This is a genomic window from Methylomagnum ishizawai (assembly GCF_900155475.1).
Classification (GTDB): Bacteria; Pseudomonadota; Gammaproteobacteria; order Methylococcales; family Methylococcaceae; genus Methylomagnum; species Methylomagnum ishizawai_A.
In genome coordinates this window covers 3,135,127-3,159,683 of record NZ_FXAM01000001.1, presented here as the reverse complement: position 1 = coordinate 3,159,683, position 24,557 = coordinate 3,135,127, and the positions used below count along the sequence as shown (strand labels likewise).

Below are 24,557 nucleotides of genomic sequence, written 5' to 3'. Positions count from 1 at the left end.
CGCGGTTCCATAATGGCCCCGAGCTTGTTTCCGCCGCCGCGACCCACCTGGGACCGGCGTTCCGTCCGGTCCCGTTTCCCGACTTAAGAATTCCCCATGAATCATCCGAACAGCTATTCCTTGCTCCCCTCCATCACCGGACCCGCCGATCTCCGCAACCTCCCGGAAGACCAATTGCCGCGTTTGGCGGAAGAGGTGCGGGCTTTCCTGCTGCACAGCGTGAGCCAGTCCGGCGGGCATCTGGCGGCGGGGTTGGGTACGGTGGAATTGACCATCGCCTTGCACTATGTCTTCAACACGCCGGAGGACAAGCTGGTTTGGGATGTGGGGCACCAGGCCTATCCGCACAAAATCCTCACCGGACGCCGCGAGCGCCTGCCCAGCATCCGCAAGAAGGACGGTCTCTCGGCCTTCCCCAACCGCGATGAAAGCCCCTACGACTGTTTCGGCGTGGGCCATTCCAGCACCTCCATCAGCGCCGCGCTGGGGATGGCGATTGCCGCTTCCCTGGACAAGAAGGACACCCACGCCGTCGCCATCATCGGCGATGGTGGCATGACCGGCGGCATGGCTTTCGAGGCGATGAACCACGCCGGTCCGCTCGACGCCAACCTCTTGGTGATCCTCAACGACAATGAGATGTCGATTTCGCCCAATGTCGGGGCGCTCAACAATTATTTGGCGAAAATCCTGTCCGGCAACTTCTATTCCAGCGTGCGCCGGGGCGGCAAGGAACTGCTGAAGCACCGGATGCCGGGCGTGTGGGAATTGGCCCGCCGCGCCGAGGAACACGTCAAGGGCATGGTGGCGCCGGGCACGCTGTTCGAGGAACTGGGCTTCAACTATATCGGCCCCATCGACGGCCACGACCTCGACACCCTCATCACCACCCTGCGCAACCTCCGCAAGACGCCGGGGCCGCAATTCCTGCATGTGGTCACCAAGAAGGGCAAGGGCTACGCGCCCGCCGAGCGCGATCCGGTGGCTTATCACGGCGTCGGCGTGTTCGACCCCAGCCAGGACCATTTGCCCAAGGCCAAGCCGGGCACGCCGAGCTACACGGAAGTGTTCGGCCAATGGCTGTGCGATATGGCGGAGCGCGACCGCAGGCTCCTGGGTGTCACCCCGGCCATGCGCGAGGGGTCCGGGCTGGTCGAATTCGAGCGGCGCTTTCCCGACCGCTATTTCGACGTGGGCATCGCCGAGCAGCACGCCGTGACCTTGGCGGCGGGACAGGCGTGCGAGGGGTATAAGCCGGTGGTGGCGATTTATTCCACCTTCCTGCAACGCGCCTACGACCAGTTGATCCACGATGTGGTGTTGCAAAAACTGCCGGTGCTGTTCGCCATCGACCGGGCCGGTTTGGTCGGCCCCGATGGTCCCACCCACGCGGGCAGTTTCGACCTGAGCTATCTGCGCTGTTTGCCCGGCATGGTGGTGATGGCCCCCGCCGACGAGAACGAATGCCGGCAAATGCTCTACACCGGCTTCAAGCATAACGGCCCGGCGGCGGTGCGCTACCCGCGCGGCAAGGGTGGCGGGGTCGAGGTGCGCGAGGAGATGACCGCCCTGCCCATCGGCAAGGCCGAGGTCCGCCGCGAAGGCTCCCGCATCGCCGTCCTGGCGTTCGGCAGCCTGGTGGCCCCGGCGGTCGAGGCGGGCGAAAAGCTGGGCGCGACCGTGGTCAATATGCGTTTCGCCAAACCCCTGGACGAGGACTTGATCCTCAAGCTGGCCGACAGCCACGAGCTTATCGTCACGGTCGAGGAGAACGTCATCGCGGGTGGGGCGGGCAGTGGCGTCAACGAATTACTGAACGCCCGGCTACGCCGCAACCCAGTATTGAACCTGGGATTGCCCGATTACTTCGTCGAGCAGGGCACCCGCGAGGAACTCCTGGCCGAATGCGGCCTCGACGCCGCCGGAATCTTCGCGGCCATCGACGGCTTCCGCCAAAAAGCCATGCCCGAAGCGCAGGCCATACCGCGTATCGCCGCCGGGAAGCAACGCGCATGAACCCGGTCGAATCGCTCAAGGCCAAGGTCCGGGATATCCCGGATTTTCCCAAACCCGGCATCCTGTTCAAAGACATCACGCCCTTGGTGAAAGACCCGGCCAGCCTGCGTTTGGCGGTGCATCATCTGCTGCATCCCTTCCTGGGGCGGGACATCACGGCGGTGGCCGGGATGGAGGCGCGGGGTTTCATCTTCGGTGCCTTGGCGGCCTGGGAACTGGGCGTGGGTTTCGTGCCTTTGCGCAAGCCCGGCAAGTTGCCTTATAACGTCCAGAGCGTCAGCTACGACCTCGAATATGGCTCGGCCTCCCTGGAAGCCCACATCGACGCCGTGGGGCCGGGCGACAAGGTGTTGTTGATCGACGACTTGCTCGCCACCGGCGGCACTGCCCAGGCCAGTTGCGGATTGATCGAATCCCTGGGGGCCGAGGTCGTGGCCCTGGGGTTCGTGGTCGAACTAGAGGCTTTGGGCGGGCGGGAGAAGCTGGCGGGGTATCCGGTGCATTCCCTCCTGAGGTTCTAGGCGGGCGGCGCGGGTTCCGGGCCGCCGCGGCAAGGCCGGATACAAACCAGATACAATAGCGGCGGCGCGGCGCTTCCTTCAGGGCGCGGCGGCGACAATTACCCACGAGCCACCCTAACGGGACCAGTCCGATGACCGACCTTTCGCCGCCTGCCGCCCCGGCCAGCGCCCCGAAACCGCCGGGGAACCTCCGCCTGTTGCATCTCACCGACCTGCATTTCCTGGCCGGGGCCGGGGAGCGTATGCTGGGCGTGGATACCGACCAAAGTTTCGTCGATACCCTCCGCGCCGCCTTGGCGTCGGGTCCATCCCCGGACGTGGTCCTGCTGACCGGCGATTTGGTGCAAGACCCGGTGCCCTCGGCCTACCGGCGCTTGCGGGAGCGTTTGCGGGCCTTGCCTTGCCCGGCCTATTGCCTGCCCGGCAACCATGACGATCCCGAACTCATCGAGGAACATCTGGTCGGCGACCGGGTGTTGTTCCAATCCAGCTTCGTCGTGGGCGGCTGGCAAATCATCTGCCTGGACAGCACCATCCCGCGCTTGCCCTTTGGCCGTCTCGGCGGGAAGCAATTGCGCCTCCTGGAAAGCCTGCTCGGGCAGTACCCGGAGCGCCATGCCTTGATCGCCCTGCATCATCACGCCGTGCCCAGTGGCAGCGCTTGGATGGACACCATGGTGTTGGAGGACGCCGACCGCTTGTTCGGGCTGTTGGCGGCGCATCCACGGGTGCGGGTGGTGGTATGCGGCCATGTCCACCAAGCCATCGACCGGATGCACCAAGGCATCCGCATGATCGCCACGCCTTCGACCTGTTTCCAGTTCAAGCCGCTGCAAGTGGATTTCGCGCTGGACGCGCTGCCGCCCGGCTATCGCTGGATCGAACTCCGTCCCGATGGCGGCATCGAGACCACGCTGGGGCGGGGCCGGGACATTCCCGAGGGTTTGGACTTCTCGTCGCGGGGCTATTGAAGGGACGGCTCAGCCTTCCTGGACCACGATCCGGGGACCGGTGGGCAGGGGCGCGGCGGGGGCGCGGGCGGGTTTGCCGGGGGCCAGATGGTTGCCGAGTTCGGTCAGCGCTTGGCGGTAGACCTGCCGTTTGAAATAGACCACATCGCTGACCGGATACCAATAATCGACCCAGCACCAATGGTCGAATTCGGGCTTGGCGGTGCGGTTGAGGCGGATGCGGGATTCGCTGGCACGGAGGCGGAGCATGAACCAGAGTTGCTTCTGGCCGATGCACAGCGGATAGGAATGCTTGCGGATATAGCGCTCGGGGAGGTCGTAGCGCAGCCAATCGCGGGTGCGGGCGATGATCTTCACGTCGCGGTAGCGCAGTCCGACTTCCTCGTACAATTCCCGATACATGGCGGATTGCGGGTCTTCGTTGAATTTGATGCCGCCCTGGGGAAATTGCCAGGAACGCATCCCCAACCGCCGCGCCCAGAATACACGGCCCTCGTCGTTGCATAAGATGATGCCTACGTTGAGGCGGTAGCCATCCGGGTCGATCATGACAGGGGGCGCATCCTGGTTGGTGGCTGGTGTATAATCCGCCTGTTTTGTCCGGCGGTGTTACGGTTTCGGTCCGGCGTTAGCGCCGGTTGGATCCGGCTGCGGCCACCCAGGCCATCGGGGCGGGCCGCTGACGGTTTTCTTCTTACCGTCATCTTGGAATTTAAAGGAATCTCGTGAGTCTGGCAATATTCGATCTCGATAACACCTTGATCGCGGGTGACAGCGATTATCTGTGGGGCCAGTTCCTGGTTGAGCGCGGCATCGTCGATGCCCAGGAATACGAAACCGCCAACGCCCGTTTCTATGAGGACTATAAACAAGGGTGTTTGGATATCGCCCGGTTTTTGGCGTTCGCGCTGGCCCCCTTGGCCCGGCACGAGCCTTCGACCCTGTATCGCTGGCGGGAGGAATTCGTCGAGGCTAAAATCGGGCCGATCCTGTTGCCGGCGGCGCGGGCCTTGGTCGAAAAGCACCGGGCGGCGGGCGACCTGCCCATGATCGTCACCGCCACCAACCGCTTCGTAACCGAGCCCATCGCCCGTTTGTACGGCATCGAACACCTGATCGCCACCACGCCGGAATTCCGGGATGGGCGCTATACCGGGCGTTTCGAGGGCACGCCCTGTTTCCAGGCGGGCAAGGTGGCGCGGTTGGAGGAATGGCTGGCGGAAACGGGGCGGGATTGGGCGGGAAGCTGGTTCTATAGCGATTCCCACAACGATTTGCCGCTATTGGAACGGGTTGAGCATCCGGTGGCGGTGGACCCGGATCCGAACTTGGCCCGCCATGCCCAGGAACGGGGCTGGCCGGTCATCGGCCTGCGTGGCTGAATCCCGGCTTCAGCCTTTGCGTATCAGATAGCGGAACACCCCGGTGTCCTCGCTGCGCTCCAGCAGTTCGTGCCCGGCCTGTTCCAGGAACACGCCGAAATCCAGCACCGAGGCCGGGTCGGTCGCCAAAACCAACACGGTCTGGCCGCCCTGTAGGGTTTGCAGGGCTTTCTTGAGCTTGAGCAAGGGCAGGGGGCACATCAGCCCGGTGGTATCCAATTCCAGGTGAATCTGCATCGCGGGGTCCGGTCGGTGGAACGAGGGCGGCGATTTTAGCAAATCGGGGCCGGTTCCACCGGGGTTGCCGCCGCTCGGGCCTCAACCATTCCGGCCATGGGTCACCAGCCAATCGGCCCAGTTCAGGATCGGCTTCAACCGGGGGCCGACCAGGCTCCGCGCCGCCTTGAAATCCACCCAGCGGAACTCCTCGTGTTCGGCCCGTCCCAGCGCCGGGTTCACCGGCAGGAACACCTCGCCCTCGGGGGATTCGGCCAGGTAATAGCGGGCGATCTTGCCGATGCCGTAGGGACGGGTTTCCTGGAAGGTCTTGCCCCAATGGAACAGCAAGCCGGTCAGCCCGGTTTCCTCCTCCACCTCGCGTTGGGCGCCCATGAACGGGTCTTCGCCCGGTTCCACCACGCCCTTGGGGAAATCCCAATATTGGAAAGCCCGCAGCAATAGGTAATGCGGGCTTTGCAAGCCCCGCACGATAATCACCCCGGCGGAGAGGATATAGCTTTTGCTGCCATCGCCGATCAATTCATTGCGCATCGTAACTCCAAACGGGCGGGACGCGCCGGTCCCGCGCAAACGAAATAAGGTGGGGTGTCCCGCCACTCAGTGGGGGTCCCAATCCGGCCTGCCGGCGTTGTTGCCGCCCGCGCCCCAATTGCCCCAGGGTCCGCCCGGTCCCCAGCCCAGGCGTTGGTCTTGTTCCAGTTCCCTGGCGACCATCCGCCGGTCGGAATCCTGCCGTTCCCGCAACAGGGCTTGCAGTTTGTCGAACTCGGTTTCCCGCCCCACGTACAGGCAGCTACAGATATCCGGGTCGGCGTAGATGTAATAGACTGCCTCGGGCCGCGGCACGCGGGTGAGGGTTTCAGGAGCCAGCCCGTTTAACATGCCTTGCCGTTCCGGGGTGTTGGCTTCCATGATCTTGAAGCCGGCGGTGAACAGGTGGTTTTCGGTCAGGCGCGTGTCCGAATCCCTGAACTGGGCGCAGGCCGCCAGTAGCCAGGCCAGTCCCGCCATCCCTCCCAAGCGTGCGAAGCGCATCATCGGTTTCCCTCTTAAATAGGGGAAGTTTGGGCGATACGGCGTCCGAATGCCATAGGTTCTCCGTGAAATCCGCCCGGACCGGCGTGGCGGGCTAACCGCGGCGGTCTTCATGGCTTGCCGTTGCCCTTGAGCGCGGGCAGGCGCACCCGCGCCTCCAAGCCGCCCTCGGGGCGGTTGTGCAAGGTCAAAATCCCGCTCTGGGCCGCGAGCAGGTTGGCGGCGATGGACAGGCCCAGCCCGGTGCCGCCAGTTTCGCGCGAGCGCGAGGTTTCCAGCCGGAAGAACGGCTGCATGACCTCGGCCAGATGGCGTTCCGGGATGCCGCTCCCGGCGTCCTTGATCCGCACCAGCCAGTCCGCGCCCGCCCGTTCCAGGCCCACGCTGGCCACGCCGCCATATTTCAAGGCGTTGTCGATCAAGTTGAGGAACACCCGGCGCAGGGCTTCGGGCCGGCCCGCGACCAGGGCGGTTTCCGGTCCGAGGTAGCGGGTGTCGTCGCCCGCGTCCTGGGCATCTTCGCACAGGCTGCCCAGCAGGGCGGCGAGATCGACCGCTTGGGGCGCTTGCCCGGTATCCAGGCTGCGGGCCAATTCCAGTCCTTCGGCGACCAGGGTCCGCATGGCCTCGACATCCTCCACCAACCGCGTCCGCAAGGGTTCGTCCTCGCATTGCTCCAACCGTAGGCGCATCCGGGTGAGGGGGGTTTTCAGGTCGTGGGTGATGGCGGCCAGGATGTGGGTGCGCTCCTGGATGTGGGCGCGGAGGCGTTCGCGCATCTGGTTGAAGGTGTGGGCGGCTTGGCGCACCTCGCTGGGGCCGGATTCGTCCATCGGTGGGTGGTCGGGGTCGCGGCCAAAGGCTTCGGCGGCTTGGGACAGGCTGAGCAGGGGTTCCAGCACCAAGCGCCCCGCGAACCACGCCATCACCGCCAGGAAACCCGCCAGCAACGAGAGATTGATGGCGAACTGGGCACCTTGCGGCAGATAGGGTGGGGAATAATCGCGGATGCCTTCGACATGGACCCGCTGGCCGTCGGGAAAGCGTACCCAGGCACCGATCACCCGTTTGGGCAGGCAAGGGCCACCGTCGTCCTCGCAATCCTGGCGGATGACGCGCCAGGCGTCCTCGATTTGGATGCCGGTGCCCACGGCTTCTTCCAGCGCCAGGGTGAAGGCGGGCGAAAACGGTTGCGGTTCGGCATGGGGCCGGTCGCCGGGGTCGATGCGCCACAGCCCCGAGGGCAAGGCCCGCACCGTGGCGAAGCGTTCCCCCGGCGGCAGCGCGACCAGCAAATGCAGGAAATCGGCGACCCGGTCCGCCGTGGCCTGGTCGCGGAAGCTTTGCACGATACGCTCGCGCTCGTGGATCGCCAGCGCGGTAGTGGTCGATACCGCCGCCAACACCCCGCCCAGCAACAGCAGGAACAGCCGGACCGCCAGGGAGCGCGGCGGGAACCCCGGCATCATTCCGCCTCCACCGCTGCCGCCAGCACATAGCCTTCGTTGCGCTGGGTCTTGATGAGGTCGGGGGCGCGGGCGTTGTCGCCGAGTTTTTGGCGCAGGCGGCTGACCCGGAGGTCGATGGAACGGTCGAAGGGGTCGGCTTCCTTGCCGCGGGCGAGGTCCATGAGTTGGTCGCGGCTCAGCACCCGGTTGGGATGGGCCAGGAACACTTGCAACAGGCGGTACTCCGCGCCCGACAGCGCCACCACCACGCCCTGGGGCGAGGTGAGCTGGCGGGTGCGCCCGTCCAGCCGCCAGCCCGCGAAGCGCCAGCGGCCCGCTTGGTGGGCGACGCCCCGGCTCGGCAGCGCGTGGAGTCGGCGCAGGATGTTGCGGAGCCGGGCCAGCAGTTCGCGGGGTTCGAAGGGCTTGGCGAGATAATCGTCCGCGCCCATTTCCAGGCCCAGCACCCGGTCGATGGGGTCGCCGCGGGCGGTGAGCATCAGCACCGGCAGGTCGGAGCGGGCACGCAGGTCGCGGCATAAAACCAGCCCGTCCTCGCCCGGCAGCATGAGGTCGAGGATCACCAGGTCGATGCCGCTGGTGGCCAGGATTTCCCGCATCTGGCGGCCATCGGCGGCCAGGGTGATACGGTAGCCGTTTTTTTTGAGGTAATCGCCGACCAGGAGGCGGATTTCGCGGTCGTCGTCGACGACTAAGATATGAGCGTTGTCCATGGGCATGTTTTACCGTGTCGGACTAGGGGCGTCATCGGCTTTTGTATCTCCGTGTATCTTGGTGGCACAGGCATACACAAGGATACCAAGCCTGGGCTGAGCCCCTGGCCGGAGGGCGTCTCCAGCGGGATGCGAATCCCGCCGTCTATCCAATTCTCATCGCAAGAGGAACCTACGATGACTATTTATCGCGAAGCATGGCTGATCGGCGCGATCTTGCTCAACCTGGGACTGGCCGGGGCCGTATCGGCCCAAGGCCCGGACGGCATGGACGGCGGACCCTGGGCCGTCCACCGCGAACAGTACGTCAACGAGCGGCTGGCCCAGATACACACCGAGCTCAAGCTCACCCCGGCCCAGGAGGCGGATTGGAAAACCTTCTCCGACAAGATCGAACGGGCGCGGGCGCAGAAAATCCATCCCGATATCGAGGCGATGCAGAAGCTTTCGGCCCCCGACCGCTTGCAAAAATTGATCGATCTCAACAAGGCGCGGCAGACGATGCTGGAGGATGTGCTGGCGGCGACCCGGACCTTCTACGCCACTTTGAGCCCCGAGCAGCGCAAGGCGTTCGACGATCTGACGCCGATGGGGGAACGCGCCCCGCGGGGGCGGCGGGGCGGGGCGGGCCGACCGGGAGCGCCCAAGTAGGACGGACCTTTGCAGCCGTGAATGGGCGGGGGCGCGGCCCATCCACGGCCCGCCCGGCCTGGGCGGTTTTTGCGGTATGCTGTCCGGCTTGTAATAAAATCCACAATCCGCCGTTCCAGCGCGGGAGGCAAGAAAGCGATGAAAGACGAATACGATGTGTTGATAGTCGGCGGCGGCATGGTCGGGGCGACCTTGGGCTGCGCCCTGGGCGGAAGCCGTTTGCGGGTGGCCGTGCTGGAAGATTCGCCGCCGCGGGAATTCTCCCCGGAACAGCCCCACGATCTCCGGGTGTCGGCGGTCAGCGTGGCCTCGGCCAGCATCCTCAAGACCGTTGGTGCCTGGCCGGGCGTGACCGGGCGGCGGTTCTGCCCGTTCCGCAGGATGCGGGTCTGGGAAGGCGCGGGCGATGTGGAATTCCGCAGCGAGGATATCAACGAGCCGGTGCTGGGCTATATCGTCGAGAACCGAGTGATCCAATGGGCGGTGCTGGACCGCCTCAAGGCTTTCGCCAATGTCGAACTGCTGTGCCCGGTCAAGACCCGCAAGATCGATTACGCGCCCCAGGGCTCGACCGTGGAACTGGAGGATGGCCGGATACTCAAGGGCCGCTTGCTGATCGCCGCCGATGGTGGCTATTCGCGGGTGCGGCAGGCGGCGGGGATGGGCGTCAGCGGCTGGGATTATGAGCAACATGCGCTGGTGCTGACGGTGGATACCGCCTACGGCCAGCAGGATATCACTTGGCAGCGCTTCGTCCCGGCGGGACCGCAAGCCTTCCTGCCGCTGGACGGACCCCATGCTTCCCTGGTGTGGTACGAGACCCCGGAGCGGGTCAAGCGGCTGAAAACCCTGTCCGATGCCGATTTGATGCGCGAATTGCGCCAGACCTTCCCCGATTGCCTGGGCGATATCGAATCCATCAGCGCCAGGGGCAGTTTCCCGCTCAAACGCCAGCACGCGCTCAGCTATACCAAGGCGGGCGTGGCCTTGATCGGCGATGCCGCCCATATGATCCACCCGCTGGCGGGGCAGGGCGTCAATATCGGCCTATTGGACGCCGCCGCCCTGGCGCAGACCTTGATGGACGCTCACCGGCTAGGCCGCGATCTCGGCTCGGCCCAGGTCTTGAACGGCTACGAGGAGATGCGCCGCAGCAATAATCTCCTGATGATGACCACCATGGATATGTTCTACCGGGTGTTCGGCAACGCCAACCCGCCTTTGCGGCTGGCGCGGAACCTGGGGTTGGGCTTGGCCGAACGTTTCAAGCCGGCCAAGCAGATAGCGATGCGCTACGCCATGGGCCTGGGCGGACGCTTGCCCAAGCTGGCCCGTGGCGAGGCCATCGTCGGCTAAACTTCCCGGCCTCGACCGGATACGGGCGCGGAATCCATGAGCTGGACTATCGTCCATAGCGGTTAGAGCGCTCGCACGAAGGCTTCTATAATGGATCGTCGAAGCGAGTGGCTTTGTTTTATCGATTGAGAAAGGCAGTTTTTATGATGAGCAAGAAAGTCTGCATGATCGTGATCCCCCTACTGGTCGTCGTCAGTGGCTGTGCCACTTATAGCGGTTGGCAGCCCACGGTGGACAGCTATAACGACCGCAACCCGCAGGCGATCCCTCAGGATACCGAGGAATGTAAGATGCTCGCCAAGCAGGCGGGCAGCACCGGCACGGAAGCCGCCAAAGGCGTGGTCGCGGGTGGCTTGTTGGGCGCGGCGGCGGGCGCGGCGATTGGGGCCGTGGCCGGCAATCCTGGCGCGGGCGCGGCCATCGGCGCGGCGGCGGGTGGTATCGGCGGCGGTGCCCAGCAGGGCGTGTCCGGCGATGAAGCCTACAAACGCGCCTTCATCAACTGTATGCGCAACCGCGGCCACAACGTCGTCAACTGATCCCCGGCCTCCGTATAATCCCGCCGTGGCGCTGCCCGGCGGGATTATTTTTGCCCGCCATTCCGGCGGCGCGTTGCCAATCCCCCTTCCCGGAGCCTGCTATGTCCACCCTGATCCACGCCCTGCGCGAAAGCGCCCACCGCTATCCCGACCGTCCCGCCATCATCGCCGGGTCCACCGTGCTGGACCATCGGCGCTTCGGCGAACTGTCCGACCGGGTCGCGGCGGGGTTGGCGGCGCGGGGGATCGCGCCGGGGGAGCGAGTGGCCTTGTATTGTCCCAACTCGCCGGAATTCGCCCTGGCCTACGCCGGTATCGTCAAGGCCGGGGCCACGGTGGTGCCGATCAACCTGCTCGTCAATGTCGAGGAAATCGCCTATATCCTGGGCGATGCCGGGGTCAAGGCGCTGGTCTACCACGCCGTCCTGGCCCCGACCGTGGAACGGGCGCTGGAGGCCGGGCCTAAGCCGGAATTCAGCGTGCTGATCGGCGGCGCGGCGGTGGACGCCGTGGCTTGGGACGATCTCCTGGCCGGGGCCGGGCCGGTGCCCGAACCTGGACTCGACCCGGCGGAAGCGGTCGCCGCTATCCTCTATACCTCAGGCACCACCGGCTTTCCCAAGGGCGCGATGCTCACCCACCGCAACCTGTACGCCAATACCCAGAGCGTGCGCGAGGCCATGCATTGGCGTCCGGGCGAGGACCGGGTGTTGGTGGTGCTGCCGATGTTCCATGCCTTCGCCGCCACCGTGGGGATGTTGACGCCGCTGACCAATGGCTGCGCCTTCGTGCCGCTGCCGCGGTTCGAGCCGGAGGCCGTGGCCGAGGCCATCGCGGCCCAGGCCGTCACGGTGTTCCTGGGCGTGCCCAGCATGTACAGCGTGCTGTTGCGGCTGAAGGACGAGCGGGTGCCGTGCTTCCGCACATTGCGGTTTTGCGTCTCGGGCGGGGCGGCTTTGCCGGTGGAGGTGTTGCGCCGTTTCGAGTCCAAGTTCGGCGTGGCTATCTACGAGGGCGACGGCCCGACCGAATGCTCGCCCGTCACCTGCGTCAATCCCATCGGTGGCTTGGTCAAGCCCGGCACGGTGGGCCTGCCGATACCGGGGGTGGAGATGCGGATCGTGGACGACGCGGGCAACGAGTTGCCGCGGGGCCTGGTGGGCGAAATCGCCGTGCGCGGCGCCAATGTCATGAAGGGCTATTGGAACCGGCCCGAGGAAACCCGCGAAGTGATGCGGGATGGCTGGCTCCTGACCGGCGATCTCGGCACCTGCGACGAGGACGGTTATTTCAGCATCGTGGACCGCAAGAAAGACCTCATCATCGTCAACGGCATGAACGTTTATCCGCGCATGATCGAGGAAGTGCTGCACCGCTATCCGGGCCTGCGCGAGGCGGCGGTGGTGGGCGAACTCAACGAGTTGCACGGCGAGGTGCCGGTGGCCTATGTCGCGGTGGACGGGGCCGACGGCGAGACCCAGGCCGGTTTGCGGGCGTTCTGCCGCGAACATCTGGGGCGGCATCAGGTGCCCAAGCGCTTCGAGTTGGTCGAGGCCTTGCCGCGCAACGCCGCCGGCAAAATCCTCAAGCGCCAATTACGCAAGCATGGCGAGATCGAGCGCGGCGTGAAGGATTTGGATTAGCCCGAGAACACCTTGAGCGCCTGGCCGATCTTATGCTTGGCCTTGGCCAGGATGTCCAGCGATAGCTCCGGCGACAACTTGCCTTCCTTGAGCTTGGAGAAGGCCGGGATGGCGTTGATGGCGGGCAGTTCGGCCCGGCGCGGCGTGCCGATATAGGCGTGCAGCTTGGACAGGATCACGATATCGGCAAGGTCCAGCCGGGGACCGCCATCGTGGTACCAGTTTTCCGCCAAGCACGGGATACGCGCCAATTCCGCCGGGAAATGCCAGCGGCCCAGCAGATGGGCACCCAGGGGACCGCGCACCAGGGGCAAGATGGCTTGGACATCCGCCTCCGACCAAGCCGGTCCCGAAGTCCGCGCCAGGAAAGACAGGAAGGGCAGGGCGCCGATATCGGCGATCAAACCAGCCAGCAAAGCCTCCTCCCGGTCGATGCCGCCGTTCTCCCCGGCCAACACATAGCACAGCGCCGAAAGCTGGAGGCTCTGCTTCCATTGTGTGTGCAACAGGGCGTTGACCCTGGGTTCCTTGGACTCGAACACCCGTTTTAGGCACAGGCCGAGGACCAGGTTGCGGGTGGCGGCCATCCCCAAGACGGCGATGGCGTCGTGGCAGGAATTGACCGGCTCCCCGGCATGGTACAAAGGGCTGTTGGCGACGCTCACCAAACGCGAGCCGATGACCGGATCGAGTTGGACATGCCCCGCCAACTCCCGCAGATGGCAATCGCGCTCGATGGCCTGCCCGAGCTTGGCCGCCACCGTGGGCAGGGTCGGCAATGCCAGGCCGCCGCCGAGATAGTGTTCATGGAAGGCTTGGAAAACCGGGTTGTCGCGCACGGCGTCCGGCAGTTCGAGGTCGAGCGGGTCGGTGTCGGTGCCCAGGGTTGTCGCGCCGGGTTCGCACTGGGCCATGATTTGGGCGCTGATCCGCAGCACCTGGATTTCGGTCTTGGCCTGGGCGGTGGCGTTGTACTGCCGACCCGCGTACAGCGGGAACCGCGCCTGGGCCGATCCCGCCTGGATTTCATAGCCGGTGCCCTCGGCGGTTTCCAAGGCCACGCGGCCTTGCAGCAGGTAATGCACCGAATGCGCCGGTTCGCCTTGGCGGAACAGGATGGAACCCTCGGGATAAATATCGGCCTCGCGGTCCAGCACGAAGGCTTTGAGGGTGTCTTCGTCCAAGGTGCGCAACGGAAACAGTTGCTGCAAGGTCTGTAATTCGATGGCGGCCGCCCGGCGGGCCGGTGGTGTCGGCGCCGGGGCGGACTCGAACCTGGGTTCGGGCAGGGGTTCCGGTGGGGTTGTCGCCTGGGTTCGGAACGGCCATTTGAACCGGCTTAGCAGCGATTTCATGGGCGGGTTTCCTCGGGGTTGGAAAAGGCGGGGTCCGATGGTACCGGCGTGCCTTGGCCGGGACCGGCGATTGCGGGCATCATTGAATTCCAGCACAATCGCGGCCCGGACCCGTTCCAGACGGACCGGGATACCGGATCAAGTATAAGTCAAGCGGGCAGCGGCACGATGTGGCGAGTCACCTACCATTCCGACAACGGTGTCGTCGAAGCGGTGTTCGGCGGGGAACTGACCCCGGATGAACTCAGGACGGCGGTCGAGGCCACGCTCGAGGCGGCGAGGCGGCACGCGAATTTCCTGGTGCTCGCCGATTGCCTGGAATTGCGAGGCGGGCACTCGCTATTCGATTTGTATGCCCTGGTGGATTTCCTTGAGGCGTCCGGCATTCCGCCCAACTTCAAGGAGGCCTTGCTGATGCCGGGCGCGGGGCGGGAATGGTTCGAGGGCGTGGAATTCTGGGAAACCGCCTGCCTCAACCGGGGGCTGGCGGTGCGCATCTTCAGCGACCGGGCCGCGGCGCTGGCTTGGCTTCTGGAGTAGCCGGGGCGATGGCGCGGACAACCTCCTACGAGGAAGCGAGCCGGGAGGCCGCCATCCTGCGCGATGCCATCGTGGCCATCGAGAACGCCGAACGCCTCCCGGTATTGCAGCGCGGCGAGCGCAGCCAGCTCTACAATGCCAAGACCGCCTTGGAATACGCCTTGCTGCGTATCGCCATCGACCTGCTCGAACAGCGGATCGGCACGGCGGAGGCGTCCGAATAACGCGGGATGAATCCCGCCGTTCCGGCCCCCGGCCCGTTTTCCCCGCCCAGCCCGCCCGCCGGATCGCGCGGCCCGGCCCGGCTTTTCTTGAGATCGTGCCAACCCGGTCATGAGCCTGGAGCCGCTTTTGTATTAACATGGCGGTCGCAAGCGTAATGGACAGGATTCTTCCGGCCGTGCCGAGGGGATTGTGCGCTCCCAGGTCCGGGGTAGGGTCGGCAAGGGAGCGGAGTAACGGGTTTCGGAAAGCGTGGGTCGGCCGGGCGTCGGACCTCCGCGAGAGGTTGGATTTTGGATAAGCAGCGCACGCCAGATTGTTTCGATGCCACCCTCCTCGTGGTGGACGACGGGCCGGAAAACCTCACGGTGATGGGCGATTTGCTCAGGCCGTTCTACCGCGTCAGGGTTGCCAACTCCGGCCAACGCGCCCTGGCGGTGGTCGCGACCCCGCCCACCCCCGACCTCATCCTCCTCGATATTATGATGCCCGGCATGGATGGCTACACCGTGCTGGCCCAACTCCGTGACCACCCTAGTTTCCACGATATTCCGGTGATCTTCGTCACGGCCCTGGACACGCCGGAAGACGAGGAGCGCGGCCTGGCGCTGGGCGCGGTGGACTATATCACCAAGCCCCTGCGTCCCGCCGTGGTTCTGGCGCGGGTCCGCGCCCATCTGGAACTCAAGCGGGCGCGGGACGGCTTGCGCGACCAGGCGGACTATCTCGAAGCCCAGGTGGCCCGCTGCCTCAGCGAGAACCAGGCGATCCAGGAGGCCGGCATCCAGGCCTTGGCGCGGTTGGTGGAAATACGCGACCAGGAGACCGGGGCGCACCTGCGCCGCACCCAGGAATATGTGCGGGTGCTGGCGCGGCGCTTGCTCGGCCATCCCCGGTTCGCGGGCATCCTGGACGAGCGCGTCATCGAGGTGATGGCGAAATCCGCCCTGTTGCACGATATCGGCAAGGTCGGCATCCCCGACCACATCCTGTTCAAGCCGGGCCGGTTGACCCCGGAGGAGCAGGCCGTCATGCGGACCCACAGCAACCTGGGCGGCGATGCCATCGCCGAGGTGCTGGGCCGGGTCGAGCGCTCGCTGGAGTTCCTGGGCTTGGCCCAGGAGATCGCCCGCCACCACCACGAACAATGGGATGGTGGCGGCTATCCCGACGGGCTGGCCGGGGAAGCGATCCCGGTCTCGGCCCGCTTGATCGCCCTGGCCGATGTGTTCGACGCCTTGACCAGCGAACGGGTCTATAAGGCCGGCCTGTCCTTCGCCGAGGCCCGCGCAGTGATCGCCAGGGAGCGGGGCCGCCATTTCGATCCCGACATAGTCGATGCCTTCCTGGAGGTGTTCGACGAATTCCAACGGATCGCCCAGCGCCACGCCGACCCGGAACTGTGCGGGCAGTCCGGCGAGGGATGACCCGCCGCCACACCGCCCGCCATCCTGCCCGGCCAACGTCCCCATGAACGCCATCGCCCATCTCAAACTATCCGACATCATGAGCGCACGGGTGCTGGGCGTGCCGCCCGAGTGTTCCTTGGAGGCGGCGGCCCGCCGCATGAGCGAGGCCAGGGTTTCGTCGCTGCTGGTGGTCGAGGGCGACCGGCCCCTGGGCATCCTGACCGAGCGCGACATGGTGCGGTTGTTGTGCGAGCGGATGCCGCTGGAAACGCCGGTGTCCGGCTTCATGAGCGCCCCCTTGGTGACGGCCCCGCCGGACCTGGAGTTCCGCGCCGCCTACACCCTGCTGCAACGCCACCGCGTCCGCCACCTGGTGGCGGTGGATGGCCAGGGCCGCGCGGTGGGTATCGCGTCCAGCACCGATTTCCGCACCCACCTGGGCCTGGATATTTTCCGCAAGATCGAAGATTTGCGTAGCGTCATGGAACTGGACCTGGGCACGATGGCCCCGGAGGTTTCCCTGGCCGAGGCCTTGGCGCGGATGATCCGGGAACGCCGGGAGCATCTCTTGGTGGTGGAGGACGGGCGGCCGGTCGGTATCCTCACCGAGCGCGATATGCCCGGACTCCTGGTGCGCCATGCCGATCCCGCCCGCATCCGCCTGGGCGAGGTCATGAGCCATCCCCTGCATTGCCTGGAACCGGGGATCGGCGTGGCGGAAGCGGTGGAAATCATGGCGCGGCACCGGGTGCGGCAAATGCCGGTGGTCGAGCCGGACGGACATTTGGCCGGGGTGGTCAGCCAACACCGTTTGCTGGAGAGGCTCGGCATCCAATTGCTCGACGAGAGCTGGCACCACGGCCAAGCCCTGCACGAAGAGAAAAACCGGGCCGAACACCGCCTGCGCCTAGTGCTGGAAGCCACCGGGCTGGGTATCTGGGAATACGACCACCGCGCCGACCGCCATGAATGGAGCCCCGAGGCCCTGGCTTTGTTGGGGGGCGATCCCGCCGCCGCGCCGTGTGGCCTGAATGATTGGCTGGGGTTGATCCACCCCGAGGACCGGCCCCGCGTCCTGGACCAGATCGAGTTGGTTTTGTCCATCGCCAATCCCTTGTGCGAAATGGAATACCGTATCCGCCGGACCGATGGCGCTTGGCTCTGGGTCCATCACCGGGCGCGGGTGGCGGAATACGACACCGGGGGGCGGGCCTTGCGCACGGTCGGCACCCTGGCCGATATTTCCGGGCGCAAGCACGCCGAACTGCTGCTCAAGACCCAACTCGGATTCGCCCGGTTCCTGAACGGCGAGCCGGATCGCGACAGTTTGCTGGCGGCGATCCTGGACGGCGCCCTGGCCCTGCCGGAAATCGACGGCGGCGGACTTTATTGGCGGCAGGCGGCGGGCGACTATGAACTCGTGGTCCATCGCGGCCTGTCCGACGCCTTCGTCGCGCGGGTGGAAAGGGTCCCCGCCGATTCCCCCAGGGCCGGGATCATCCGCGAAGGCCGGATGCGCTGCGCTTGCGCCGATCCCGGCCCGCACTGCCCCGACAACGACCTGATCCAGGGCGAGGATGTGGCGCGGGAAGGCATCAGGGCGCTGTTGGTGCTGCCGATCCTGGTCGGGGGCGAGGCGGTGGCCTGCCTCAACTTGGCCCGCAAGCGGGGCGGACGCTTTGGCACCAATACCCTGGCCGCCCTGGAAACCCTGGTCCATCAGTTCGGCCAAGCCCTGCGCCGCTGGCACGACCAGGAACAGGCGACCCATCAACGCCAGAACCTCGACGGGCTGTTCGGGGCGATGGACGATTTCGTGTTCGTGGTGGACACCGCCGATGGCCGTATCCTGCATTACAACCACGCCGTGGCCGACGGCCTGGGCTATGGGCCGTCCTTGTTGGGACAATCGGCCCTGGCGGCTCATCCTGGGCCGGTCCGGGAACAGGCGCGGCACATTTTGGCCGAAATGATCTCGGGGGAGCGCAAGGATTGTCCTTTGCCCCTGGTGCGGGCCGATGGGGTTTGGATCGAGGCCGATACCCACATTTCCCTGGGCCATTGGAACGGGAAGCCCGCCATCTTCGCGATTTCCCGCGATATCACCGAGACGGTGCTAAGCAGGCAAGCTCTGCGCCGGGGCGAAGCGATGTTGCGGGCCATCCTCGATTCCACCGCCGACGGTTTGTTGGTGATCGGGCCGGACGGCGCGGTGCTGGCGTGCAACCAGCGCTTCCAGGCGCTGTGGGACGTGCCCGACGCGCTGCTGGCCGAGGGCCGCGACCCGCGCTTGCTGGACTATGTGTTGGACCAATTGGTGGACCCCGAAGGCTTCCGGCGCGAGGTGGACCGGCTCTACGCCAGCGACGAGGAGCGGTGGGACATGCTGGATTTCAAGGATGGCCGGGTATTCGAGCGCTTCACCCGTCCCATCGAGTGGTCGGGGCAACGGGCGCGGCTGTGGTCGTTCCGCGACATCACCGCGACCCGGCGGGCGCAGCGCGAATTGGAAAGCGAACGCGCCCTGCTGCGGACCTTGTTCAACGCCGTCCCCGACCCGCTTTGGCTCAAAGACCCGGAAGGCGTCTACCTGGCTTGCAACCCCAGCTTCGAGCGCCTCTTCGGAACCGCCGGGCCGGATATCGTGGGCAAGACCGATTACGATTTCGTCCCCGCCGGACTGGCCGATTTTTTCCGCGACAACGACCGGGTGGCGGCGGCGGCGGGCCGGCCCTGCGCCAACGAGGAATGGCTGGAATTCGCCGCCGACGGCTACCGCGGCTTGTTCCAGACCGTCAAGACCCCTTTGTTCGAGCCGGGACGCGGTTTGATCGGCGTCTTGGGCATCGCCCGCGATATTACGGCGCTGCGCGGGGCCGAGGACGCCCTGCGCGACAGCGAGGCCCGTTTCCGCGCCCTGTTCGAGACCGCCGCCGATGCCATCCTGGTCTCGGACGGGCCGGTGTTCGTGGATTGCAATCCCAAGGCGCTGGAAGTCTTCGGCTGCGCCCGCGCCGACCTGATCGGGGCCACGGCGGAGCGGTTTTCGCCGCCCGCGCAGCCGGATGGCCGCGATTCCACCGCCGCCGCCGCCGAGTGGATCGGGCTGGCGTCCAGCGGCCAGCCCCAGTTCTTCGAATGGCGGCATTGGCGGTTGGACGGCACCGAGTTCGACGCCGAGGTGCGGCTGACGGCGTTCGAGATCGACGGCAAGGTCATGTACCAGGGCGTGGTGCGTGATATCACCGAACAAAAGCGGGCGGCGCGGGCCATCGCCGGGGAAGCCGTCCGGCGGCGCGTCTTGTTCGAGCAGTCCTCCGACGGCATCGTGGTCCTCGACATGGAGGGCGGGGTGTGCGAGGCCAACCGGAGTTATTGCGAAATGCTGGGGTATTCCGCCGCCGAAATCCTGGCGTTGCATGTCTGGGATTGGGACGCGCGGTGGGACCGCCTGGAACTGGAGGCGATGTTGCGGCGGGCCGGTGCCGCGGGGGCGCGCTTCGAGACCCGCCATCGCCGCAAGGACGGCGCGGAGATCGATGTGGAAGTCAGTTGTTCGGGTGCGGAGATCGACGGGCGGATGCTGGCCTTCTGCGTCTGCCGCGATATTTCCGGGCGCAAGCGCCTGGAACGCCGGGAACGGGCGCGGATGGATATCCTGGAGCGGATCGCCGGGGGCGTGCCCCTGGCCGGGGTGTTGGATGGCATCGCCCGCGCCGTCGAGGCCGAATCCCCCGGCACCCTCTGCTCGATCCTGGTGCTGGACCCGGAATCGCGCCGTCTGCGCCATGGAGCCGGACCCAGCCTGCCGGAAGCCTACAACCGTTTCTGCGATGGCGTCGAAATCGGGCCGGGGGTGGGTTGTTGTGGGACCGCGGCGTACGAAAACCGGCGGGTGGTCGCCGAGAACCTCCAAACCCATCCATTTTGGGCCGGGTTCCGGGAAGCCGCGGCCGCGGCCGGTCTCGCCTCTTGTTGGTCGGAGCCGATCCGGGGTGAAAGGGGGCAGGTGTTGGGGACTTTCGCCATCTACCGCGGCGTGCCTGGCGTGCCCGGTGCCGACGATCTGGGACGCATCACCGCCGCCGCCTACTTGGCCGGGATCGCCATCGAGCGCGAGGCCCGCCAACGCGCCCTCAGGGACAGCGAGGAACTCTACCGGGCCATCGTCAGCCAGGCCGGGGACGGCATCCTCCTGGTGGATGCCGAAACCCTGCGCTTCGTCGAATTCAACGATGCCGCCTGCCGCGACCTGGGCTATACCCGCGAGGAATTCGCCAAGCTCGGCGTCCCCGATCTCCAGGGCGGGCATTCCTCCACCGATGTCGCCGGGAAGGTGCGGGAGATTTTCGCCACCGGCGGGGCCGATTTCGAGAACCAGCACCGCCACAAGAACGGCGAAGTCCGCGATGTCTACGTCAGCAACCGGCTGGTGAACCTCAGGGGCCGCTATTATTTCGCCGCCATCGTGCGCGATATCACCGAGCGCAAGCGGGCCGAGCGCGAACTGCGCGACAGCGAGGCCAAATACCGGCTGCTGTTCGAGATGGCCAACGATGGCATCTTCCTACAGGACGCGACCGGCTTCCTGGACTGCAACGAGAAGGGGGCCAGGATGTATGGGCTGACCCGGTCGGAAGTCGTCGGCCATGGTCCGATTGATTTTTCCCCGGAACGGCAGCCCGATGGGCGGCTTTCGCTGGAGGCGGCCCAGGAGAAAGCCCAGGCCGCGCTGGAGGAGGGGCCGCAGTTCTTCGAATGGCGCTCCAGGCGGGTGGATGGCGGCCTGTTCGATGTCGAGATCGCCCTGGGCCGGGTCGAGATGCGCGGCGCGGTGTATCTACAGGCCATCGTCCGCGATATCACCGAGCGCAAGGCGCTGCAGCTGCGTTTGGAACGGCAGGTGGCCTTCACCCAATCGGTGATCGACGCCGAGGTCGATGGCATCGCGGTCTGCCATATCCAGGCCGAGCCGCCCCACACCCGCTTCACCGTGTGGAACCGCGCCATGCGCAACCTGACCGGCTACACCCTGGGTGAGATCAACCAGCTGGGTTGGTACCAGACCCTCTACGCCGAAGCCGGTGTCCGGGAAGCGGCCCGCCAGCGCATGGAGCGGATGCGCCAGGGCGATCACTTGATGGGCGAGGAATGGACCATCCGCCGCAAGGACGGCGGGTACCGCACCGTGCAAATCCACACCATCGCCATTCCGGGCCAGGGCGAAGAGGCCGCGACCCTGGCGGTCATGCACGATGTGACCGAGCGGGTGCGGGCCGAGGAGGAGTTGCGCAAGCTGTCGCTGGCGGTGGAGCAGAGCCTCAACAGCATCGTCATCACCGACCTTGATGCCCGCATCGAATACGTCAACGACGCCTTCACCCGTATCACCGGCTATGGCCGGACCGAGGCGCTGGGGCAGAATCCCCGCATCTTGAATTCCGAACTCACCCCACCATCCACCTACGAAGCGCTGTGGGCCAGCCTAGCCCAGGGGCGGCCCTGGGAAGGCGAATTCATCAACCGCCGCAAGGATGGCGGGTTCTATACCGAGTTCGCCCGCATCTCGCCGATCCGCCAGCCCGATGGCCGGGTCACCCATTACCTCGCGGTCAAGGAGGATATCACCGGGCGCAAGGCGGTGGAGCGCGAACTGGAACATTACCGCAGGCACCTGGAGGACTTGGTGGCGGAGCGCACCGCCGAACTGGAGACCGCCAACCGCCGCCTCCTGACCAGCGATGCCCGGCTCAAAGCCATGTTCGCCCTGAGCCAGAAAGCCGCCGGGCTGGACGAGGCCGACCTGCTCGGGCAGGGCGTGGCCGCGGCGGCGCGGTTGACCGGCAGCGCCTTCGGCTACCTGTACGCCGTGGGCGAGGACGGTGCCGGTCTCGCGCTGCGGGCCTGGGTGGCGACCGGCTTGGAGCCGCCGGCCGCGGACCGCTCCCTGGACCAGGCCGGGCCTTGGGCCGACCCGGTGCGTATCCGCCGCCCGTGCATCCACAACGCCTATCCCCTGGACGGGCCGGGCGACACCCTGGCCGATGGCCCGGTCCAGCGCCATATGGCCGTGCCGGTGATGGGCGATGGCCAGGTCCATTTGTTGTTGGGCGTGGGTGACAAGCCCGCCGATTACGACGAGTCGGATATGCACGAATTGCAATTGGTCGGCGACGACCTCTGGCGCATCCTGCTGCGCCGCCGCGCCGAGACCCAGTTGGCCGCCGCCAAGGACGTGGCCGAGCAGGCCAGCCGCGCCAAGAGCGTGTTCCTCGCCAATATGAGCCATGAAATCCGCACGCCGATGAACGCCATCATCGGTCTCACCCATTTGCTCCGGCGCGATGCCCAGGGACCGCGCCAGCAGGGATATCTCGGCAAGATCAACGACGCCGCCCAACACCTCCTGGCGATCATCAACGACATCCTCGATATCTCCAAGATCGAATCCAACCGGCTGGTGCTGGAAAACACCGATTTCGAACTCGACCGGGTGCTGGACAAGGTCTGCGATTTGGTGCGGGAGAAGGCCGAGGCCAAGGGTCTGGAACTCATCTTCCGCGAATCGCCCAGGCTCACGGGCCTGCTCAAGGGCGACCCGCTCAGGCTGGGCCAAATCCTCTTGAACTTCACCGGCAACGCGGTCAAGTTCACCGAACAGGGCTTCGTCATGGTCAGCGCCCAGGCCATCGAGGAGACCGACCACGATATCCAGGTGCGCTTCGAGGTCCGCGACACCGGGGTGGGCATCGAGCCCGAGCATCAAGCCCGCTTGTTCAAGGCGTTCGAGCAGGCCGATGGTTCCACCACCCGGCGCTATGGCGGCACCGGGCTGGGGCTGGCGATCAGCCGCCGCTTGGTCGAGATGATGGGCGGCGAAGTCGGCATCCTCAGCCAGCCCGGCGCGGGCAGCACCTTCTGGTTCACGGTGCGGCTAGGCAAGGGCGCGTCCCAGCCCAAGCGTTTGAATGGCCGGGTCAAGGACAGGCGGGCCTTGGTGGTGGACGATTTGCCGGAGGCCCGCGAGGCCTTGGCCGACTTGCTGCGCCAGATGGGGATGCGGGTGGACGTGGCCGCGGGCGGCGAGGCGGCGCTGGCCGCCGTGGTCGCGGCTGACCGGCGCTCCGAGGCTTACGAAGTGCTGGTGCTGGATTGGCGGATGCCCGGACTCGACGGCCTCGCCACCGCCCGGCGGCTGCGGGAAATGCCGCTGGCCCGGCCCCCGGCCCCGGTGCTGTGTACCGCCTTCACCCAGTTCCCGCCGGAGCGCGCAATGGCCGAGGCCGGGTTCGAGGCGGTGTTGTCCAAGCCGGTCACGCCATCCAACCTGTATGATGTGCTGGTGAAGGTTTTCAACGGCGGGGGCCGTGAACGCGCGGTCCCCGTCCCCCATCAGGAGCGGGATATCATGGTGCGTAAATTCCGGGGCGCGCGCCTCTTGTTGGCCGAGGACAACCCCATCAACCAGGAAGTGGCTTTGGAGCTGCTGCGCCGCTTGGGATTCTCGGTGGATTTGGCCGGGAACGGCGTGCAGGCGGTCGAACTCGCCGGGCGTAACGCCTACGACCTGATCTTGATGGATGTGCAAATGCCGGAGATGGACGGCCTAGAGGCCACCCGCTCGATCCGCGCCCTGCCGGGCCGGGCCGGGACGCCGATCCTGGCCATGACCGCCAACGCCTTCGAGGAGGACCGCGCCCGCTGCCTCGCGGCGGGCATGAACGACCATATCGGCAAGCCGGTGGAGCCCGAGGCCTTGTTCGCCACCGTCTCGAAATGGCTGCCTTCCCGCGTCGACCCGGAATCCGGCGGGGCGACGCCCGCGCCCGCCGGGCCGGAACAGCCCGGCGATCCCGCCGCCGAGCCTTGGGACGCCCTGCCCGGCGTGGACCCGCAACTGGGTTTGCGCGGCGTCCTGGGCCAGCGCGACAGCTATCTGCGCCTGTTACGCCTGTTCGCCCAGGTCCATGCCGGGGATACCGCCAAGCTTGGCTCCCTGCTCGAAGCCGGCCAATTCACCGCCGCCCGTTTGGTGGCGCATTCGCTCAAGGGCGCGGCGGGCACCATCGGCGCGGAACGGGTGCGCGGCCTGGCCCTGGACTTGGAAACCGCTTTGCGCGAAGCCCGGTCCATGGACATCCTCCTGGATTTGTCCATCCCCTTGGAACGGGAACAGCGGGCCTTGGTCGAGGCGATCCGGGCGATACCCGAATCCCAGGCGCTGATGGTGGAGGCGACCCCGGATTGGAGCCGGGCGGGACCGGTCATCGCCCGGCTGTACCGTTTGCTGGCCGAGGACGATATGCGGGCGGGCGGGGTGTTTCAGGAGGCGGAGCCATTGTTGAACGCCGTGCTGGGCCAGAAGGCGGTCGAACTCAAGCGATTGCTGACCCTATACGATTACGAGGCGGTGCTGGCCCTGTTGCGCTCGGCCTGCGCCGGGCACCCCGAATGGCTCGATGGGGACGCCGGGTCCGGCCAGGGCGGATAAGGGC

General features: G+C 66.2%; 19 protein-coding genes. 12 read left to right on the top strand and 7 right to left on the bottom strand.

Translation table 11 applies throughout. From position 1 onward, the window contains the following. Positions 1-96 precede the first annotated feature (96 nt). The 3 genes from dxs (at position 97) to cpdA (ending at position 3,508) form a co-directional block, all read left to right on the top strand. Positions 97-2,016: a 1-deoxy-D-xylulose-5-phosphate synthase gene (gene dxs, locus B9N93_RS13945; protein ID WP_085214627.1), complete on the top strand. Its 1,920-nt coding sequence runs from the start codon at positions 97-99 to the stop codon at positions 2,014-2,016. Beyond that, positions 2,013-2,537, top strand: a complete 525-nt coding sequence (locus tag B9N93_RS13940; RefSeq protein WP_085214625.1) for an adenine phosphoribosyltransferase — start codon at positions 2,013-2,015, stop codon at positions 2,535-2,537. The genes dxs and B9N93_RS13940 overlap by 4 nt, the downstream gene beginning before the upstream one ends. Before the next feature lie 131 nt (positions 2,538-2,668). Next, positions 2,669-3,508, top strand: a complete 840-nt coding sequence (gene cpdA / locus B9N93_RS13935; protein ID WP_085214624.1) for a 3',5'-cyclic-AMP phosphodiesterase — start codon at positions 2,669-2,671, stop codon at positions 3,506-3,508. A 9-nt stretch (positions 3,509-3,517) separates the two neighbouring features. Here cpdA and B9N93_RS13930 read toward each other — a convergent pair whose 3' ends face one another. After that, positions 3,518-4,057 (bottom strand): RNA pyrophosphohydrolase, encoded by a 540-nt coding sequence (locus B9N93_RS13930; RefSeq protein ID WP_085214622.1) that lies wholly within the window; start codon positions 4,055-4,057, stop codon positions 3,518-3,520. A 176-nt stretch (positions 4,058-4,233) separates the two neighbouring features. Here B9N93_RS13930 and B9N93_RS13925 point away from each other — a divergent pair, with 176 nt between their 5' ends. Then, positions 4,234-4,890, top strand: coding sequence for a histidinol-phosphatase (locus tag B9N93_RS13925; protein ID WP_085214620.1), 657 nt, complete (start codon positions 4,234-4,236; stop codon positions 4,888-4,890). A 9-nt stretch (positions 4,891-4,899) separates the two neighbouring features. Here B9N93_RS13925 and B9N93_RS13920 read toward each other — a convergent pair whose 3' ends face one another. From B9N93_RS13920 to B9N93_RS13900, 5 genes are all read right to left on the bottom strand, one after another. After that, positions 4,900-5,127 (bottom strand): sulfurtransferase TusA family protein, encoded by a 228-nt coding sequence (locus B9N93_RS13920; RefSeq protein WP_085214618.1) that lies wholly within the window; start codon positions 5,125-5,127, stop codon positions 4,900-4,902. 81 nt (positions 5,128-5,208) lie between these two features. Continuing rightward, on the bottom strand, positions 5,209-5,661 hold the full coding sequence (locus B9N93_RS13915) for a bis(5'-nucleosyl)-tetraphosphatase (RefSeq protein ID WP_085214616.1): 453 nt from the start codon (positions 5,659-5,661) through the stop codon (positions 5,209-5,211). A 66-nt stretch (positions 5,662-5,727) separates the two neighbouring features. After that, entirely contained in the window at positions 5,728-6,168 is a 441-nt protein-coding gene (locus tag B9N93_RS13910; RefSeq protein ID WP_125468984.1) for a hypothetical protein, read from the bottom strand. 107 nt (positions 6,169-6,275) lie between these two features. Then, complete coding sequence (locus B9N93_RS13905; protein WP_085214612.1) at positions 6,276-7,634, bottom strand: ATP-binding protein; 1,359 nt, start codon at positions 7,632-7,634, stop codon at positions 6,276-6,278. Continuing rightward, positions 7,631-8,347, bottom strand: coding sequence for a response regulator (locus B9N93_RS13900; RefSeq protein ID WP_085214610.1), 717 nt, complete (start codon positions 8,345-8,347; stop codon positions 7,631-7,633). The genes B9N93_RS13905 and B9N93_RS13900 overlap by 4 nt, the downstream gene beginning before the upstream one ends. 177 nt (positions 8,348-8,524) lie before the next feature. Here B9N93_RS13900 and B9N93_RS13895 point away from each other — a divergent pair, with 177 nt between their 5' ends. The 4 genes from B9N93_RS13895 (at position 8,525) to B9N93_RS13880 (ending at position 12,536) form a co-directional block, all read left to right on the top strand. Then, the gene (locus B9N93_RS13895; RefSeq protein WP_176225257.1) at positions 8,525-8,998 is read left to right on the top strand and encodes a Spy/CpxP family protein refolding chaperone; all 474 of its coding nucleotides are present in this window, start codon (positions 8,525-8,527) and stop codon (positions 8,996-8,998) included. A 138-nt stretch (positions 8,999-9,136) separates the two neighbouring features. Then, entirely contained in the window at positions 9,137-10,354 is a 1,218-nt protein-coding gene (locus B9N93_RS13890; RefSeq protein WP_085214608.1) for an FAD-dependent monooxygenase, read from the top strand. 143 nt (positions 10,355-10,497) lie between these two features. Next, the gene (locus tag B9N93_RS25510) at positions 10,498-10,893 is read left to right on the top strand and encodes a glycine zipper family protein (protein ID WP_085214606.1); all 396 of its coding nucleotides are present in this window, start codon (positions 10,498-10,500) and stop codon (positions 10,891-10,893) included. A 101-nt stretch (positions 10,894-10,994) separates the two neighbouring features. Next, positions 10,995-12,536 carry a long-chain-fatty-acid--CoA ligase gene (locus tag B9N93_RS13880; RefSeq protein ID WP_085214604.1) on the top strand — a complete coding sequence of 514 codons (1,542 nt, stop codon included), beginning with the start codon at positions 10,995-10,997 and terminating at the stop codon, positions 12,534-12,536. On the opposite strand, the gene B9N93_RS13875 is transcribed toward B9N93_RS13880, so the two are convergent. Further along, entirely contained in the window at positions 12,533-13,891 is a 1,359-nt protein-coding gene (locus tag B9N93_RS13875) for an HDOD domain-containing protein (RefSeq protein ID WP_085214602.1), read from the bottom strand. The genes B9N93_RS13880 and B9N93_RS13875 overlap by 4 nt on opposite strands. 168 nt (positions 13,892-14,059) lie before the next feature. Here B9N93_RS13875 and B9N93_RS13870 point away from each other — a divergent pair, with 168 nt between their 5' ends. From B9N93_RS13870 to B9N93_RS24760, 4 genes are all read left to right on the top strand, one after another. Further along, positions 14,060-14,431: a hypothetical protein gene (locus B9N93_RS13870; RefSeq protein ID WP_085214600.1), complete on the top strand. Its 372-nt coding sequence runs from the start codon at positions 14,060-14,062 to the stop codon at positions 14,429-14,431. An 8-nt stretch (positions 14,432-14,439) separates the two neighbouring features. Next, entirely contained in the window at positions 14,440-14,655 is a 216-nt protein-coding gene (locus tag B9N93_RS13865; RefSeq protein WP_085214598.1) for a hypothetical protein, read from the top strand. Between the two features lie 291 nt (positions 14,656-14,946). Beyond that, positions 14,947-16,080, top strand: a complete 1,134-nt coding sequence (locus B9N93_RS13860) for a response regulator (RefSeq protein ID WP_254899397.1) — start codon at positions 14,947-14,949, stop codon at positions 16,078-16,080. Between the two features lie 43 nt (positions 16,081-16,123). Next, positions 16,124-24,553, top strand: a complete 8,430-nt coding sequence (locus tag B9N93_RS24760; RefSeq protein WP_176225256.1) for a PAS domain S-box protein — start codon at positions 16,124-16,126, stop codon at positions 24,551-24,553. Positions 24,554-24,557 lie beyond the last annotated feature (4 nt).